The sequence below is a fragment of the Adlercreutzia equolifaciens DSM 19450 genome, assembly GCF_000478885.1.
Classification (GTDB): Bacteria; Actinomycetota; Coriobacteriia; order Coriobacteriales; family Eggerthellaceae; genus Adlercreutzia; species Adlercreutzia equolifaciens.
Window position 1 is genome coordinate 1,166,279 of the sequence record NC_022567.1, and the last position, 15,987, is coordinate 1,182,265.

The 15,987-nt window shown below is 67.2% G+C and carries 12 protein-coding genes; all 12 read left to right on the forward strand.

Annotation, left to right across the window (positions count from 1 at the left end):
* Positions 1 to 37 precede the first annotated feature (37 nt).
* The 12 genes from AEQU_RS04565 to AEQU_RS04620 all read left to right on the forward strand — a co-directional run bounded on the left by AEQU_RS04565 (position 38) and on the right by AEQU_RS04620 (position 15,940).
* Entirely contained in the window at positions 38 to 538 is a 501-nt protein-coding gene (locus AEQU_RS04565; RefSeq protein WP_022739754.1) for a YraN family protein, read from the forward strand.
* Between the two features lie 3 nt (positions 539 to 541).
* Positions 542 to 2,038 (forward strand): YifB family Mg chelatase-like AAA ATPase, encoded by a 1,497-nt coding sequence (locus AEQU_RS04570; RefSeq protein ID WP_041714469.1) that lies wholly within the window; start codon positions 542 to 544, stop codon positions 2,036 to 2,038.
* Between the two features lie 3 nt (positions 2,039 to 2,041).
* Positions 2,042 to 2,989: a DNA-processing protein DprA gene (gene dprA / locus AEQU_RS04575; RefSeq protein WP_022739756.1), complete on the forward strand. Its 948-nt coding sequence runs from the start codon at positions 2,042 to 2,044 to the stop codon at positions 2,987 to 2,989.
* A gap of 88 nt (positions 2,990 to 3,077) precedes the next feature.
* Positions 3,078 to 4,442 (forward strand): methylenetetrahydrofolate--tRNA-(uracil(54)-C(5))-methyltransferase (FADH(2)-oxidizing) TrmFO, encoded by a 1,365-nt coding sequence (gene trmFO, locus AEQU_RS04580; protein ID WP_041715062.1) that lies wholly within the window; start codon positions 3,078 to 3,080, stop codon positions 4,440 to 4,442.
* Positions 4,439 to 5,407: a tyrosine recombinase gene (locus AEQU_RS04585; protein WP_022739758.1), complete on the forward strand. Its 969-nt coding sequence runs from the start codon at positions 4,439 to 4,441 to the stop codon at positions 5,405 to 5,407. Before trmFO ends, AEQU_RS04585 begins: the two co-directional genes overlap by 4 nt.
* 616 nt (positions 5,408 to 6,023) lie before the next feature.
* Positions 6,024 to 7,343, forward strand: a complete 1,320-nt coding sequence (locus AEQU_RS04590; RefSeq protein ID WP_022739760.1) for an MFS transporter — start codon at positions 6,024 to 6,026, stop codon at positions 7,341 to 7,343.
* Positions 7,344 to 7,509: 166 nt separating this feature from the next.
* Positions 7,510 to 10,428 carry an excinuclease ABC subunit UvrA gene (uvrA, locus tag AEQU_RS04595; RefSeq protein WP_022739761.1) on the forward strand — a complete coding sequence of 973 codons (2,919 nt, stop codon included), beginning with the start codon at positions 7,510 to 7,512 and terminating at the stop codon, positions 10,426 to 10,428.
* A 92-nt stretch (positions 10,429 to 10,520) separates the two neighbouring features.
* On the forward strand, positions 10,521 to 11,252 hold the full coding sequence (locus AEQU_RS04600) for a hypothetical protein (protein ID WP_022739762.1): 732 nt from the start codon (positions 10,521 to 10,523) through the stop codon (positions 11,250 to 11,252).
* Positions 11,253 to 11,406: 154 nt separating this feature from the next.
* Complete coding sequence (gene gdhA, locus AEQU_RS04605; RefSeq protein ID WP_022739763.1) at positions 11,407 to 12,738, forward strand: NADP-specific glutamate dehydrogenase; 1,332 nt, start codon at positions 11,407 to 11,409, stop codon at positions 12,736 to 12,738.
* 606 nt (positions 12,739 to 13,344) lie between these two features.
* Complete coding sequence (locus tag AEQU_RS04610; protein ID WP_041714472.1) at positions 13,345 to 14,037, forward strand: DNA alkylation repair protein; 693 nt, start codon at positions 13,345 to 13,347, stop codon at positions 14,035 to 14,037.
* 93 nt (positions 14,038 to 14,130) lie between these two features.
* The gene (locus AEQU_RS04615) at positions 14,131 to 15,498 is read left to right on the forward strand and encodes a Y-family DNA polymerase (protein WP_022739765.1); all 1,368 of its coding nucleotides are present in this window, start codon (positions 14,131 to 14,133) and stop codon (positions 15,496 to 15,498) included.
* Positions 15,491 to 15,940, forward strand: coding sequence for a YolD-like family protein (locus AEQU_RS04620; RefSeq protein WP_144079468.1), 450 nt, complete (start codon positions 15,491 to 15,493; stop codon positions 15,938 to 15,940). Before AEQU_RS04615 ends, AEQU_RS04620 begins: the two co-directional genes overlap by 8 nt.
* The last annotated feature ends 47 nt before the right edge of the window (positions 15,941 to 15,987 follow it).

The following is a 15,987-nucleotide window of genomic DNA, read 5'->3' on the forward strand; positions in this document are numbered from 1 at the left end:
TAAGGTGTGCTCCATCGAGAGGAAAGGAGCGCACCTTATGGCTGCGAGCAGTGAGGCGGGCGTGTTGGAGCGTCCCGCAATTAAGGAGAAGAAGGCCAAGTCCGCGTCGGCACCCAAACGCAAGGCGAGAGAGGGATCGAGGAAGCGGCGGCCTGCCGACCCGAACGCCCAGGGACGCCGCAACCAGGCGCTGGGGGCGCGGGGCGAGGAGGCGGCCGCGCGGTTCCTCCAGCGCAACGGCTACACCATCCTCGAGCGCAACTGGACCTGTTTCGCCGGGGAGGCCGATATCATCGCCGTCAACGACGAGGCGCTCGTGTTCGTCGAGGTGAAGACGCGCCGCAACGCCGACAAGGGGCTGCCCAGCGAGGCGGTCACCCGGGCCAAGCGCGAGAAGTACGAGCGCATCGCCCTCGCCTACATCCAAGACCATTTCTTCGGCGAGGCCGTGGTGCGCTTCGATGTGGTGGCCATTATCGTGCTCTCCGACGACCGCGCCTTCATCCGGCACCATCTGGGCGCCTATTCGGTGGGTTGAGCCGTGGCGCGGGGTCAATGCGCCGTCACGGGGGCGACGGTTCGCGGCGTGGAAGTGGTGCCGGTGCGGGTCGAGGTGGTCGTTTCCGGCGGCCTGCCGGGCATGGCCATCGTGGGCATGCCGGATGCGGCCATCCAGGAGGCGCGGGAGCGGGTGCGCGCCGCGCTGCGGGCAGCGGGGTTCTCCATGCCGGGGGAGAAGATCGTCGTGAACCTGGCGCCGAGCCATCTGCGCAAGACGGGTTCGGGGTTCGACCTTCCCATAGCCTTGGGCATTCTGGCGGCCACGGGGCAGATCGATCCGGCTTGGGCGCGGGACGCGCTCTACGTGGGCGAGCTCTCGCTGGATGGGCGGGTGCGGCCGGTGGCGGGCACGCTCGCCTGCGCCATCTGCGCCCGGCGCCTCGGGCTGGACTTCGTCTGCGCCGCCGACAGCGATCCGGTGCCCTTAGACGACGTGCGGCTGCTCGCTATGACGTCGCTGGTTCAGGCGGCCCGTGAGGGAGGCGCGGCAGCGGTGCTGCCGGCCCACGGGGGACGGGCGGCCCCGGCGGCCGTCGAGGCGCTCGACTTCGCGGAGGTCGCGGGCCACGAGACGGCCAAGCGGGCCTTCCAGATCGCCGCGGCCGGCGGTCACGGGCTGCTCATGATGGGACCGCCCGGGTCGGGCAAGACCATGCTCGCCTCCCGAGTGCCCACCATCATGCCGCCGCTCTGTCCCGACGAGATGCTGGAGGCGGCCGTGGTCCATTCCGTGGCCGCCGAGCCCATCGATGCCATCATCGCGGGCCAGCGCCCCTTCCGCCATCCGCATCACAGCGCCACGTTGGCCGGGCTCGTGGGAGGCGGCAGCCCCCTGCGGCCGGGCGAGGTGTCCCTGGCCCACCACGGAGTGCTCTTCTTGGACGAGCTGGCGGAGTTCAAAAGCTCGGTTTTGCAGGGTATACGCCAGCCCATGGAGAGCGGATCGGTGATGCTCACCCGGGCCGACGGCAACGTGACCTTCCCGGCGCGGTTCGTGCTCGTGGCGGCCAGCAACCCGTGTCCCTGCGGGTACTTCGGCGACGAGGAGCGGGAGTGCACCTGCACGGTGCCCCAGATCCGGGGCTACCAGAACCGCATAGGCGGACCGCTCATCGATCGCATCGACCTGCATCTGGATGTCCGCCGCATTCGTCCGGCAGAGATTTTGGAACGGAAGCGGGGGACGAGCTCCGCGCAGCTGCGGGAGGGGGTGATGGCGGCCCGGGACTTCGCCTCGTGGCGCGCATCGCAGATGGCCGAGAAGGGGTCTGATGGCTCCATAGAGGCCTTGGCCGACGGGCCGCGCCGCTTCATGATCGCCCAGGCGGAGCTGCGCGCCATGAGCGGCAGGGCCATCACGCGCACGCTCGCGGTGGCCCGCACCATCGCCGACCTGGCGGAATCCCAGGAAATCGAGAGCGCGCACATCGCGGAGGCCGTGAACTTCCGCGTGCGCGATGGAATAGGAGGAAAGTGACCGATGCCGGTGAAGGTAATGAGATTGGAAGGGGAGCGCTTCGAGCTTGCCTTGGAGGATTCGCTGTTCCCGAAGGCGCTGAAGAGCATACCCCACCCGCCGGCGCGCCTGTACGGTGTGGGCCGCCCCGGCGCGCTGGCCGAGGGACTGGCCGTCGTGGGTGCGCGGCGCGCGACGCCCTACGGGCGCGGCTGCGCCAAGCGCTTTGCCGCAGCCGCAGCCGAGCGCGGCGTCGCCATCATCTCCGGGGGCGCGCGGGGCTGCGACGCCGTGGCCCACGAGGCGGCCCTGGCCGCGGGCGCGCCCACGGTGGCCTTCCTCGGGGGCGGCTGCAACCAGCTGTACCCGGCGGAGAACGCGGGGCTCTTCCAGCGCATCGTGGCGGCAGGCGGCGCGGTGGTCTCCGAGCACGAATGGGACTTCCCGCCCCAGCCCCACACCTTCCGCGCCCGCAACCGGCTCATTGCGGGGCTCTCCCGGGCCACGCTCATCGTGGAGGCGGGGCTGCCCTCGGGCACGTTCTCCACGGCCGACGAGGCGCTGCTCGCGGGCCGGGAGGTATGGGTGGTGCCCGGGGCCATCACCTCTGCGGCGTCGAAGGGGGCGAACCGCCTGCTGTACCAGGGGGCGCTTCCTATCGTCGACGACGATGCCTTCGCCGATGCGCTCTTCTCAACCTTCGGTTGTCTGAAGGAGCAGCGGGCCGAGGCTGCGGACGATCGCGGCAAGGCGAGTCAGCCCTATCGCGGCGAGGAGGCTCTGCTCGCGGCGCTGCAAGCGGAGCCTTTGGGCATGGAGGCCCTGCGTCAGTTGGCCGAGGACCATGCTCCGGCTGGCGACACGTTCACCTGGCTCATGATTTGGCTCGCCGAGGCCCAGCGCGACGGGCTCATCGCCCAGTACCCCGACGGGCGCTACGGCCCGCATCCGGCCCTGCGGACGGCGGTATAGGCCATGGCTGTGTCAATAGGGAGAAGCTGGGGCGCCCAAGCGGAATTGACGGGCCTTGCGGCACCGTTGTTTGGTATCCTTTTGCCCCATGAGCAATACGGTAACCATAGTAGGCGCAGGACTGGCGGGCAGCGAGGCGGCCCTGAGCCTCGCCTCGCGCAGAATCTCCGTGCGCCTTGTCGAGATGCGCCCCGCGCATCCGACCGCCGTGCACCATACGGGGGACGCGGCCGAGCTCGTCTGCTCCAACTCGCTCAAGAGCACCAAGCCCGACAGCGCGGCGGGGCTCTTGAAGGCGGAGCTCGCGACTCTGGGATCGCCGCTGATCGCGGCGGCGAAGCGCCATGCGGTGGCCGCGGGCGGCGCGTTGGCGGTGGATCGGGTGCTGTTCTCCCAGGACGTGACGCGCCAGGTGGAGGAGCATCCCCTCATTGCGGTGGAGCGCCGCGAGGCGACGGACATCCCCTCCCTTGTCGCCGGCTCGGACGCGATCGTCTTGGCGAGCGGCCCGCTCACCTCCGATGCGCTCTCGTCGTCGCTTATGGCCCTGACGGGGCGAGACGCCCTGGCCTTCTACGACGCCGCGGCGCCGGTGGTGATGGCGGATTCCATCGACTTCGGGAAGGTGTTTCGCCAAAGCCGCTACGAGGACGCCGGTGCCGGCGGGGACTACCTGAACGCCCCGTTCACCCGGGAGGAGTACGACGCCTTCATCGAGCAGCTTCTCGCGGCCGAGCGCGTCATCGCGAAGGACTTCGAGACCCGCGAGCTGTTCCAGGCCTGCCAGCCCATCGAGGAGATAGCCCGGGCCGGCCGCGACGCCCCGCGCTTCGGCACCCTGAAGCCGGTGGGGCTCACCGATCCGCGCACGGGGCGCCGCCCTTGGGCGGCTTTGCAGCTGCGCGCCGAGGACGCCCACGGCGCCAGCTACAACCTCGTCGGGTTCCAGACCAACCTCACCTTCCCCGAGCAGCGCCGCGTGTTTCGCATGATCCCCGGCCTGGAAGAGGCGGAGTTCGCGCGCTACGGCGTCATGCACCGCAACACCTTCATCGACGCGCCGCGGCTGCTCGACCGTCGTAACCGGCTCGTCACGCCGCAAGCGGACGTCCTCGGCGTCCCCGTCTACGTGGCGGGGCAGCTTGCCGGCACCGAGGGCTACTGCGAGGCCATCCGCAGCGGGCTGCACGTCGCGCTGGCCGTGACCGCCGACCTTGCGGGGATCGCGCTGCCGGAGCTGCCGACGGAGACGGTGTTCGGGGCGCTTCTGGCCTACGCCACGGATCCGGCGACGAAGGACTACCAGCCCATGCACGTGAACTTCGGGCTCATGGCTCCGCTCTCGCCCCCGGTGCGCAACAAGCGCGCCCGCTACCAGGCCTACGCCGATCGCGCCAACGAGGCGCTTGCGGGCTACAAGGAGGCCCTGGCCGAGGCGGGGCTGCTGCCGTGACGGGGCGCAAAGGCGCTGGCGGCGGAAACGCCGCCGACGGGGCGCCGCTGCCCGGCGAAGAGGCGGTGGCGCGGTTCGGCGATCACCTCGCCTCCGAGATGGGCGCCTCGACCCATACGGTGCGCGCCTATCGCGAGGACATGGAGGCCTACCTGCGCTGGGCGCAGCGGGCGGGCGTCGATCCGCTCGCTCCCACCTACCGCCAGCTGAGGCGCTACCTCGCCGAGCTCGACCAGGCGCGCTACGCCCGCACCACCATCAAGCGGCACCTGTCGTCTCTGCGCACGTTCTTCCGCTGGGCGTGCGTGACCGGTCTCGCCCCGGCCGATCCCGCCAGCGTGCTGTCGGCCCCCAAGGTCGACCGCCGGCTCCCGAAGGTCGTGTCCGACGGCGACGTGGAGCGCCTGCTGGCCGTCTACGGCCCGACCGACGCCGACGGCGCGCCCCGCGAGCAGACGGCGGCGCAGATGCGCGACGCGGCGCTCCTGGAATTTTTGTTCTCCTGCGGCGCCCGCGTCTCCGAGGCCTCCGGGCTCCTCCTTTCCTGGGTGAACTTCCCCGAGCGCGAGGTGAAGGTGTTCGGCAAGCGCGCCAAGGAGCGCATCGTGCCCTTGAGCCGCCGGGGCGCCGAGGCCATGGCCCGCTATCTCGAGAAGGCGCGGCCGGAGCTGCTCGGCGACAGGCAGAGCGACTACTTCTTCGTCAGCAACCGGGGCAACCAGATGAAGCCCGACGGCATCCGCAAGATGTTCAAGCGCGCTCTGGCCGCTGCGGGGTTGGACGAGTCGCTCTCGCCCCATGCCCTGCGCCACTCCTTCGCCACCGATCTTCTGGAGGGCGGCGCCGATCTGCGCAGCGTCCAGGACATGCTGGGGCACGCGAGCCTCACCACCACGCAGATCTACACCCACGTGACCCCGGAGCGCCTGAAGGAGATCCACGGCCTCGCCCATCCGCGCGCGTAAGTCGCCCCCTACGGTTGGGCGCACTGCGGCCGATATGTGCGTAATTTACAAACGGCGAACAGGGGCGTTGCGCGGGGTCATCGGGGCGGTTGCGCCATCGTGACTAGTGGCTTTTTCGGGTCTTCCCCTCCTGTGTTTTGTGCAAGAATCACGGTGACGATCCAGATGGACCGTCGATCGGACGGATTGCGCGGAAGGGAGGAGCCATGAGTCGCAAGAAGGCGAAGATGCTGTTTTGGGCGGCGCTCGTCGTGCTCGCCTACATTCCCTACCTCATGCAGTCCGCCAGCCACGCCGTCATGTAGCTTCCGGATACGCCACAGCGGAAACCCACACAGGAGCCCTCGGGGGAGAGGGCTCCTTTTGCGCTCGCTGTCGGTTGCGGGGAGCGCTTGGCCAGCTGCTCGCGGCGGCCACCGTCGGCGGCTTTAAGGCGGCGGCGGGCGGCACGGGACTCCGAACCCTCGCGCGGCTTGCGGGGCCGTTTCATCGCTGAGTGGAAAACTCAGCGCAATCCCTTGAATTCCCCTGAAGCGAGGTTCATACTTCACCCACCCTTTCGGGATATCCGTTCCCGAAAGGCAGGCTGGCACATCTCGTTCAAACGGAGGAAAGGATGCACAAAGAGGAGCTCACCGACGGGCAGTCCCTGCGCGGGTTCGCGCTCGCCACCATCGCGTTTCTGGCCATTTTCGCCGCCACGGCGATCCCGATTCCCCTCTATGCCGACTACCAGGCCACCATCGGGCTCACCACGGCGGATATCTCCAACACGATGTTCACCTACCTCACCGGCGTGGCCTTGACGCTCTTGCTCGCCGGGCGCATCTCCGACGCCTTCGGGCGCACTCCCGTGACCAGCCTCACCCTCATGCTCGCCATCGTCGGCTGCATCATGTTCATGATGGCGGACAGCGGCGCGGCCGTGCTTGCCGCCCGCTTCGTCCAAGGGCTCTCGGCCGGTCTCGGCATGAGCGCCGTGTCGGCCCTGGTCATCGACTGCGTGGGGGAGAAGCACCTCGGCTGGGGATCCACTGTTGCCAGCTGCGGTGCCATGGTGGGCATCATGATCGGATCGGTGGCCGTGGGCGTCCTCTACGACGTCGTGCCGAGCATCGCCGTGCTCTACGGCATCATGATCGTCATTCTGGCCGTGTGCCTGTTCCTCATGCCCGTGGTGCACGAGCCCCTCGACCAGACGCTCTCGCTGCGCGCCGTCATGAGGGTGCGCGTCTACATCCCCACCGACAACCGGCGCCTGTTCGCCGTGGTGGCCGTGTGCTACCTGGCCACCTGGCTCGTCTCCTGCTTCTACCAGTCGTTCTCGGCGCCCATCGCCCAGCAGTGCTTCGGCGAGACCTCGCCTCTGGCCGGGTCGGTCATTCTGGCCCTCATCATGGCGCCGTCGCTTCTCGGCGGCCCCCTCGTGCAGCGCTTCGAGCCCAAGCGCACCCTCGTCGTCTCCATGGCGGCCGTGACGGCCACCACGGCGCTGATGGCGCTGTTCGTCCTCATGGGCGCCGAGCTTCTGTTCATGGCCGACTGCGCCCTGTTCAGCTTCGCCATGGGCGTGGCGGTGTCCGTGTCGCTGCGCCTTCTGCTTCTGCGCGTGAGCGTGCTGCGCGTCTCGGCCATCCTCGCCTCGGTGAACCTCGTGGCCTACGCCGGCTCGGCGATCACCGGCGTGATCTGCGGCATCCTTCTGGAGGCGACCTCCTTCGCCTTCGTGTTCGCCGCCATGGCCGCCGTGCTCGTCGCTGCCAGCCTGTTCGTGACGGTCTGCCTGCGGGCGCCCAGCGAGAAGAAGAAGGACGGCCGCCTCACGCTGTCCCGTTTCCGGAAGATGAAGGGCATGGGGGAGTCCTCGGCGCCCGAGCCCGCGACGGGGGAGGCCGCTCCCGAGGATGCCTCCGTCGCTGCCCCCGCGCTCATATAACCTGAGCGCTCATCTATGCAAAATCCGTGAACCCGAACAAAAGTTCCCTAAATTGCTAGCCAGCGGCCGCGCGAATCGCTAGAATACGCAGGCGAAACAAGAGAATTCGGCAACGGGCGGCCCGCGCGGCGCCCGTTGCTTCACGTCTGCGAAGGAAATCCAGCCAATGGCCAACGAGATCGTCATCAAAGGCGCCCGCGAGCACAACTTGAAGGACGTCGACCTGACTATTCCCCGCGACGAGCTGGTCGTCATCACGGGCCTTTCCGGCTCCGGCAAGTCCAGCCTCGCCTTCGACACCATGTACGCCGAGGGGCAGCGCCGCTATGTGGAGAGCCTCTCCAGCTATGCCCGCATGTTCCTGGGCCAGATGTCCAAGCCCGATGTGGACTCCATCGACGGCCTGTCGCCGGCGGTGTCCATCGATCAGAAGACCACGTCGAAAAACCCCCGCTCCACCGTGGGCACCACCACCGAGATCTACGACTACCTGCGCCTTCTGTTCGCGCGCGTGGGCGTGCCCCACTGCCCCGAGTGCGGCCGCGAGATCAAGAAGCAGACCACCGACCAGGTGACCGACGATATCCTGCGCCTCGGCGACGACGCCCAGGGCGAGTCGACGAAGGCCATCCTCATGGCCCCGGTGGTGGCCGGCCGCAAGGGCGAGTTCACGAAGCTCTTTGCCGATCTGCAGAAGGAGGGCTTCTCCCGCGTGCGCATCGACGGCGAGATCGTGAAGCTTTCCGGTGAGCCCGTCACCCTGAACAAGAAGATCAAGCACTTCATCGACGTGGTGGTCGACCGCGTCACGCTGAAGGAATCCGTCCAAAGCCGCATCGCCGAGGCCGTGGAGCTGGCCTGCAAGCTGGCGCAGGGCCGCGTGCTCGTGCAGGTGCTCGGGCCGGACGGGAAACCGCTCGGCGAGGCCGGGGGCACCTCCTCGGGCGCCACGGGCGGCCTCGGGGAGGGAGAGCATTTGTTCTCGCTGGCCCTCGCGTGCCCCGAGCACGGCCACTCCATGGACGAGCTGCAGCCCCGCGACTTCTCCTTCAACGCCCCCTACGGCGCCTGCCCCGACTGCCTCGGCATCGGCAGCCGCGACGAGGTGGATCCCTCGCTCGTGGTACCGGATCCGTCCCTCACGCTGAACGAGGGCGTCATCGCGCCGTTCAAGAGCGGCAACTACTACCCCCAGGTGCTGCGCGCCGTGGCCCAGCATGTGGGCACTGACGCCGACACCCCGTGGGAGGACATGCCGAAGAAGGCCCAGAAGGCGCTCTTGCATGGCCTCGGCAACGAGAAGGTGCGCGTTGACTACCGCACCGTGGACGGCCGCGACACTTACTGGTACATCGAGTGGGAGGGCGTGCTCGCCGCGGTGAAGCGCCGCTATACCGAGGCCCAGTCCGACGCCCAGCGCGAGAAGCTGTCGGCCTATTTCGCCACGGTGCCCTGCGAGACCTGCGGCGGCAAGCGCCTGAAGCCGGAGGTCCTCGCGGTCACGGTGAGCGACAAGTCCATCCACGACGTCACGGAGATGTCGGCGGCCGAGTCGCTGGCGTTCTTCGAGGGGCTGCACTTCACGGGCCAGGCGGCGGTCATCGCCCTGCCCATCGTGAAGGAGATCCGCGAGCGGCTGCGCTTCCTCGTGGACGTGGGCCTGGACTACCTCACGCTGGAGCGGGCCACGGCCACGCTCTCCGGCGGCGAGGCCCAGCGCATCCGGCTCGCCACCCAGATCGGCGCCGGGCTCATGGGCGTGCTCTACATTCTGGACGAGCCCTCCATCGGGCTTCACCAGCGCGACAACGAGCGGCTCATCGCCACGTTGGAGCGCCTGCGCGATCTGGGCAACACCGTCGTCGTGGTGGAGCACGACGAGGACACCATCCGGGCGGCCGACTTCGTGGTGGACATGGGCCCGGGCGCCGGCGAGCACGGAGGCCATGTCATCGCGGCGGGGACGCCGGCCGAGGTCATGGCCACGGAGGGCTCCGTCACGGCCGACTATCTGTCGGGGCGCCGCCGCATCGCGGTGCCGGAGGCTCGCCGCAAGCCGGGCCGCGGCACGCTGAAGATGACCGGCGCCAAGGAGAACAACCTGCAAAACGTCACGTTGGAGGTGCCCATCGGCACGCTCACCGTGGTCACGGGCGTCTCCGGGTCGGGAAAAAGCTCCCTTATCACCGACACGCTGGCGCCGGCGCTCGCCAACCGGTTGAACCATGCCCACCGCCGCACCGGGCCCTACCGCAAGATCACGGGCCTGGAGAAGCTCGACAAGGTCATCAACATCGACCAGAGCCCCATCGGGCGCACCCCGCGCTCGAACCCGGCCACCTACATCGGACTGTGGGACGACATCCGCGCGCTGTTCGCCAGCACGGCCGAGGCCAAGGCCCGCGGCTACGCGCCGGGGCGCTTCTCCTTCAACGTGAGCGGCGGCCGCTGCGAGGCCTGCAAGGGCGACGGCCAGATCAAGATCGAGATGCACTTCCTCCCCGACGTCTACGTGCCCTGCGAGGTCTGCAACGGCGAGCGCTACAACCGCGAGACGCTGCAGGTGACCTACCGCGGCAAGAACATCTCCGAGGTGCTCGACATGACCGTTGAGGACGCCCTGCACTTCTTCGAGAACATCCCGGGCATCAAGCGCAAGCTGCAGACGCTCTTCGACGTGGGCCTCGGCTACATCCGCCTGGGCCAGCCGGCGACCACGCTCTCCGGCGGCGAGGCCCAGCGCGTGAAGCTCGCCAGCGAGCTGCAGAAGCGCCAGTCCGGCAAAACGTTCTACATTCTGGACGAGCCCACCACGGGCCTGCACTTCGAGGACGTGCGCCAGCTTCTGGAGGTGCTGCAGCGCCTCGTGGACGCGGGCAACACCGTGCTCGTCATCGAGCACAACCTCGACGTCATCAAATGCGCCGACCATATCGTGGACTTGGGCCCCGAAGGCGGCGACCGCGGCGGCACCATCGTCGCCCAGGGCACGCCTGAGGAGGTGGCCGAGGTGGAGGGCTCCTACACCGGGCACTTCGTCAAGCGCATGCTGGAGGCCGACCGCCAACGGGCCTCCGCCAGCTAGGCGCCTTGGCCAGGGCCTTAACCGATCTTCATAGATGTGGAACCTCGTGCCCCGTCGCGCCTTCGCGGCGGGGCTTCGGTATAATTTTCCCCATGAAGAAGCGTACCCGCGAAAAAGTCGCCCTGCTCGTGTTCGCGCTGCTCGTCGTGCTCGGCGGCAGCGTGCTTCTGCGCTACTTCGAGACGGGCCGCTCCTTCAACATGGCCGCCACCGCCGTGGACGACGCCTTCGGGCAGATGTCCGGATATACGGCCATCGTCTTTGACGGCACCTACGATGTCCTGGATGCGCTGCGGCCCACGAAGCTCCCCTCGGTGGACGGGGACGCCGACGAGCGTCCCGAGACGCTGGGCGAGATGGTGGCCGCCGAGCTGGCGCGGTTGCCGCTGTCCATGCGCGAGCGGCCCGTCTACGCCTCGGATGTGCGCTCGTTCTACGAGGAGAAGGGTGCCGGCGTCCTCACGCTGAACCTGGACGATCTCGCCCGCTACGAGAAGCCGCGCATCCTCATGGCCGGCGACCGCAAGATCGGTGTCGTGGCCGTGGACTACTACGCCTCGGCTCGTCAGCTGGAAAAGCTGCACGACGAGCTCGCTTCCGCCGGCGCCGAGTCCTTCGTCTGCCTCGTGCCGCGCCTGAGCTGCCTTGCGAGCACCGACGACTTCAACGTGGTCATCGTCACCGACGACGACCAGGCCGAGCCCGGCCGCGGCGAGGGCGAGGGAAACGCGCACATCGTCTACGCCCCGGAGCGCGGGCAGGTGGGCGTCGTGCTGCTCACGTCCCTGAACGTCCCCTCCTCGAAGGTGTACGCCTCGCTCTAGCCCGTTCGCCGCTCCCGTGCGCGCAAATTCGCGGGCTTTGTTTCGGCTCAGTTAATTAGTCATCGTTTGGAAATTCCCCGTTCTATAATGCGGCGCGAAGGCGGAGGTGCATCGTGGCACCGCCGCGAGCCCTTTCCGCATAAAGGAGGTTCCTTTGAGCTACGTCGACAACGTCATCGAGCAGGTGAAGGCGAAGAACGCCGAGCAACCCGAGTTCATCCAGGCCGTCACCGAGGTGCTTCAGTCCCTCGAGCCGGTCATCGAGGCCCATCCCGAGTACGAGCAGGCCGCGCTGCTCGAGCGCATCGTCGAGCCCGAGCGCGTCATCATGTTCCGCGTGCCGTGGGTCGACGATAACGGCAAGGTTCAGGTGAACCGCGGTTTCCGCGTGCAGTTCAACAGCGCCATCGGCCCCTACAAGGGCGGCCTGCGCCTGCACCCGTCGGTGAACCTCGGCATCATCAAGTTCCTCGGCTTCGAGCAGATCTTCAAGAACAGCCTCACCACGCTGCCCATGGGCGGCGGCAAGGGCGGCTGCGACTTCGACCCGAAGGGCAAGTCCGATATGGAGGTCATGCGCTTCTGCCAGGCCTTCATGACCGAGCTGTTCCGCCACATCGGCGCCGACACCGACGTGCCGGCCGGCGACATCGGCACGGGCGCCCGCGAGATCGGCTACATGTTCGGCCAGTACAAGAAGATCAAGAACGTCTTCGAGGGCGTGCTCACCGGCAAGGGCCTTTCCTTCGGCGGCTCGCTCGCCCGCACCGAGGCCACCGGCTACGGCCTGGTGTACCTCGTGGAGGAGTACCTGAAGTGCAACGGCGACTCCTTCGACGGCAAGACGGTCTGCATCTCCGGCTCCGGCAACGTGGCCATCTACGCCACGCAGAAGGCCCAGCAGCTCGGCGCCAAGGTGGTCACCGTGTCCGACTCCACCGGCTGGGTGTACGATCCGGCGGGCATCGATGTCGCGCTGCTCAAGCAGGTCAAGGAAGTGGAGCGCGGCCGCCTCACCGAGTACGCCGCCCGCCGCGAGGGCGTCGAGTACCACGAGGGCCGCGGCGTGTGGGTCACCCCCTGCGACATCGCGCTGCCCTGCGCCACCCAGAACGAGGTGCACATGGAGGACGTCGAGAACCTCGTGAAGAACGGCTGCAAGATCCTCGCCGAGGGCGCCAACATGCCCACCACCCTCGAGGCCACCGAGTACGTGCAGGAGCACGGCATCGTGTTCTTCCCGGGCAAGGCGGCCAACGCCGGCGGCGTGGCCACCTCCGGTCTGGAGATGTCCCAGAACTCCGAGCGCCTCTCCTGGACCTTCGAGGAAGTGGACGCGAAGCTCAAGGGCATCATGGTGAGCATCTTCCACGCCATCGACGACGCCGCGAAGCGCTACGGGCACGAGGGCAACTACGTCATGGGCGCCAACATCGCCGGCTTCGAGAAGGTCGCCAACGCCATGATGGCCCAGGGCATCGTGTAGGAAGAGCCGCTCGCTGACGTTACGAACGACCTGTGGGTCACGTGAAAAGAACCCCGGTGAGAACGAACCGGGGTTCTTTTGCGTTCTAGAGGCCGGCCTGCTGCTTGCAGTCGGCGAGGGCCTCGGCGACGGCGGCCAGCTGCTTGCAGCTGGCGGGGATCTTCGAAGCTGCGATCGAGTAAAATAAAAAAGCACATTTTCCAACTTGTATGAGACGAGAAGTAAGGGGGTGTGGAATGCGGAAATAGAGTTTTACCAGTTCAAACGCTTGCTAATTTTCATACTTCATTTACGGAGCAATCAGTTTTAATCAGGTATCTTGGAAAATGTGCTATTTTGGACTCGCCTATTTGGAAAACATGCTTTTTTGAAAGCGGGAAATCGCGAATATGCTGAATCTGACCAAAAAAGCACGATTTCCAAAATAGAGGGATGGCTCGGCGATGATCGATGAGTGGTAAGATCCTCGTTGCTGTGCCCGCGCTTCAACACAGGGAATAGGTGGCCGAGCAGGCAATGATGGCTGACGGTCTTTCTCTTCTGCCGTTGGGGGTATCCAGCTGGTTTGCGACGAGGCCGGGCGAAAAGGCGGAGAAAGGGGGAGCGGTGGCGATTCGGGAAGATGTCGGGGCGTTTCTTGTCTCCCATGCGGATGAGGGGTACCGGGCGTTCCAGGCGAAGCTCATCCCGAACATCGACGCGGTCACCATCGTGGGCGTGCGCACGCCCGAGCTGCGGAAGTTCGCGAAAGGGCTCGCGCGGCGGGAAGATGCGGGGGAGTTTCTGGCGGCGCTGCCGCACGGCACCTTCGAGGAGAATCAGCTGCACTCGTTCGTCATCGCCCAGGAGCGCGACTTCGATAAGCTCGTCGGCGAGATCGAGCGCTTCCTCCCCTTCGTCGACAACTGGGCCACCTGCGACCAGCTGTCCTGTCGCGGGCTCGCCGCGAACCCGGATGCCGCGCTGGTGAAGGCGCGAGCGTGGCTGGAAAGCGACCACGAGTACACGGTGCGCTTCGCCATCGGCGTGCTTATGGAGCTGTTCCTCGACGAGCGGTTCCGGCCGGAGTTCTTCGAGTGGGTCATCGGCGTCTCGCGCCCGGAGTACTACGTGAACATGATGCGGGCGTGGTACTTCGCCGAGGCGCTGGCGAAGCAGCCGGCCGCTGCCGAGGCGGTCATCGCCTCCGGCGCCCTCGATGAGTGGACCCACAACAAGGCCATCCAGAAGGCCGTGGAGAGCCGCCGCATCCCCGCCGAGCAGAAGAACCGCCTGCGCGCTATGAAGCGACGATCGTGAGCGGGACGTGCGGCGGAAGCATCTTCGTTCTGGTTGGGCAATTACGGCGATTCAGTATGATGCGAACGAACGTTCCATGTTATACTGGGCGGCATGGAACGTGAGCGCACATATGTCTGTATCGATCTGAAGAGCTTCTACGCCTCGGTGGAGTGCGTGCGCCGGGGGCTGGATCCCATGACGACGCGGCTGGTGGTGGCCGATCCGACGCGCTCGGAGATGACTATTTGCTTGGCGGTGAGCCCGGCCATGAAGGCGGCGGGGGTGAAAAACCGCTGCCGGCTCTACGAGATTCCCGAGGGGATCGACTACATCACGGCCCAGCCGCGCATGACGAGCTACATGGAGGTGTCGGCGGAGATCTACGGCACCTACCTGCGCTATGTGTCCCAGGAGGACATCCATCCTTATTCCATCGACGAGTGCTTCATCGACGCCACGCCCTATCTGGAGCTGTACGACCTGACGGCCCGCGAGTTCGCCGACACCCTGCGCTCGGCGGTGCGCGCGGAGACGGGCATCCCGGCCACCGTGGGCATCGGCCCCAACTTGTTCCTCGCGAAGGTGGCGCTCGACATCTCGGCCAAGCACGCGCCGGACGGGGTGGGCGAGCTCGATGCGCGCTCCTTTCGCGAGAGCATCTGGCGGCATCGGCCCATCACCGACATTTGGAACATCGGGCCGGGCATCGCTCGGCGGCTCGCGAAGTACCGGGTGTTCGATTTGAAGGGCGTGACCGAGATGGATCCGGACGTGCTCTACGGCGAGTTCGGGGTGAACGCCGAGTACCTCATCGATCATGCCTGGGGCGTGGAGCCCTGCACCATCGCCGAGATCAAGGCCTACGAGCCGGAGAGCTCCTCCACGATGAACGGGCAGATCCTGCCCTGCGGCTACAACTTCGACGACACCCTCATGGTGCTGCGCGAGATGGTGGACGACTCTGTGCTCGATCTGGTAGAGAAGCACCTGGTGACCGATCATATCTCGCTGCACGTGAGCTACGGGAGGGGCGGGGATGGGGACGAGGCGGCGGAAGGTGCCGGGGGCGACGCCGCAAAGGGCCCCGAGAAGGCGGGGGAGCTCTTCGACGGCGGCCATGGTACCCGGCGCGTCGGCGGCACGCGTCCGCATGGGGGCGGCTCCCGCAAGATTCCCGAGCGCACGAACTCCTTCGCGAAGCTCTACGGATACTTGGAGGCGCTCTTCCGGGAGACGGTGGATCCGGCCCGCACCATGCGCAAGATCAGCATCGGTTTTGGCAACCTGGTGGACGCCGATCTGGCCACGGTGGACCTGTTCACCGATGTTGCGGCCGCCGATCGCGAGCGGCGCCGCGCCGAGGCCGTGCTCGCCGTGAAGGGGAAGTTCGGGAAGAACGCCCTCATCAAGGGCACGAGCCTGAAGGAACACGCGCTCGGTCGCGAGCGGAACACCATGGTGGGAGGGCACCATGGCTAGGGAAGTGGATGTGCTCGCGGGACTTAGGTGGGAGGAGGTCGGCGACGCGGGCTCGTGCGGTGCGCAGACCGCTGTCGGGGCCGAGGCGCCCTTGGATCCGCCGGTGCCTCCGGGCATCGGACGGCCGCACCCCGATCGCGCCCGCCAGTTCATGCCCTTCGCGGCGCTGCGCGGCTACTACGATCTCGTCCACGCAAAGGAGGCGGTTCCCGAATCGCGCCGGCCGCTTTCCGACGACGAGGCCCGGGCGCTGGATGATCTCATCGCGAACCTCGACCGCGGGGACGTGGTGCGCTGCCGCTACTACGAGGGCGGCGGCTATCGCGAGGCCGAAGGGGCCGTGAGCCAGATCGATGTCACCTTCCGCGATCTGTGGATCGTGCGTCGGCGCATCCCCTTTTCGGCCATCCAGTCTCTGGAATTGCTGTACCCGGCCAGCTGAGCTTCGAGCCGCCGCGTCGGCGACGGTGTATGATTTCCTCGAGCAAC

Excerpts from the sequence above, each read along its gene's own strand:
- uvrA (WP_022739761.1), top strand. The coding sequence starts at position 7,510 with ATGGCCAACGAGATCGTCATCAAAGGCGCCCGCGAGCACAACTTGAAG.
- AEQU_RS04590 (WP_022739760.1), top strand. The coding sequence starts at position 6,024 with ATGCACAAAGAGGAGCTCACCGACGGGCAGTCCCTGCGCGGGTTCGCG.
- dprA (WP_022739756.1), top strand. The coding sequence starts at position 2,042 with ATGCCGGTGAAGGTAATGAGATTGGAAGGGGAGCGCTTCGAGCTTGCC.
- AEQU_RS04615 (WP_022739765.1), top strand. The coding sequence starts at position 14,131 with ATGGAACGTGAGCGCACATATGTCTGTATCGATCTGAAGAGCTTCTAC.
- AEQU_RS04565 (WP_022739754.1), top strand. The coding sequence starts at position 38 with ATGGCTGCGAGCAGTGAGGCGGGCGTGTTGGAGCGTCCCGCAATTAAG.
- AEQU_RS04600 (WP_022739762.1), top strand. The coding sequence starts at position 10,521 with ATGAAGAAGCGTACCCGCGAAAAAGTCGCCCTGCTCGTGTTCGCGCTG.
- trmFO (WP_041715062.1), top strand. The coding sequence starts at position 3,078 with ATGAGCAATACGGTAACCATAGTAGGCGCAGGACTGGCGGGCAGCGAG.
- AEQU_RS04620 (WP_144079468.1), top strand. The coding sequence starts at position 15,491 with ATGGCTAGGGAAGTGGATGTGCTCGCGGGACTTAGGTGGGAGGAGGTC.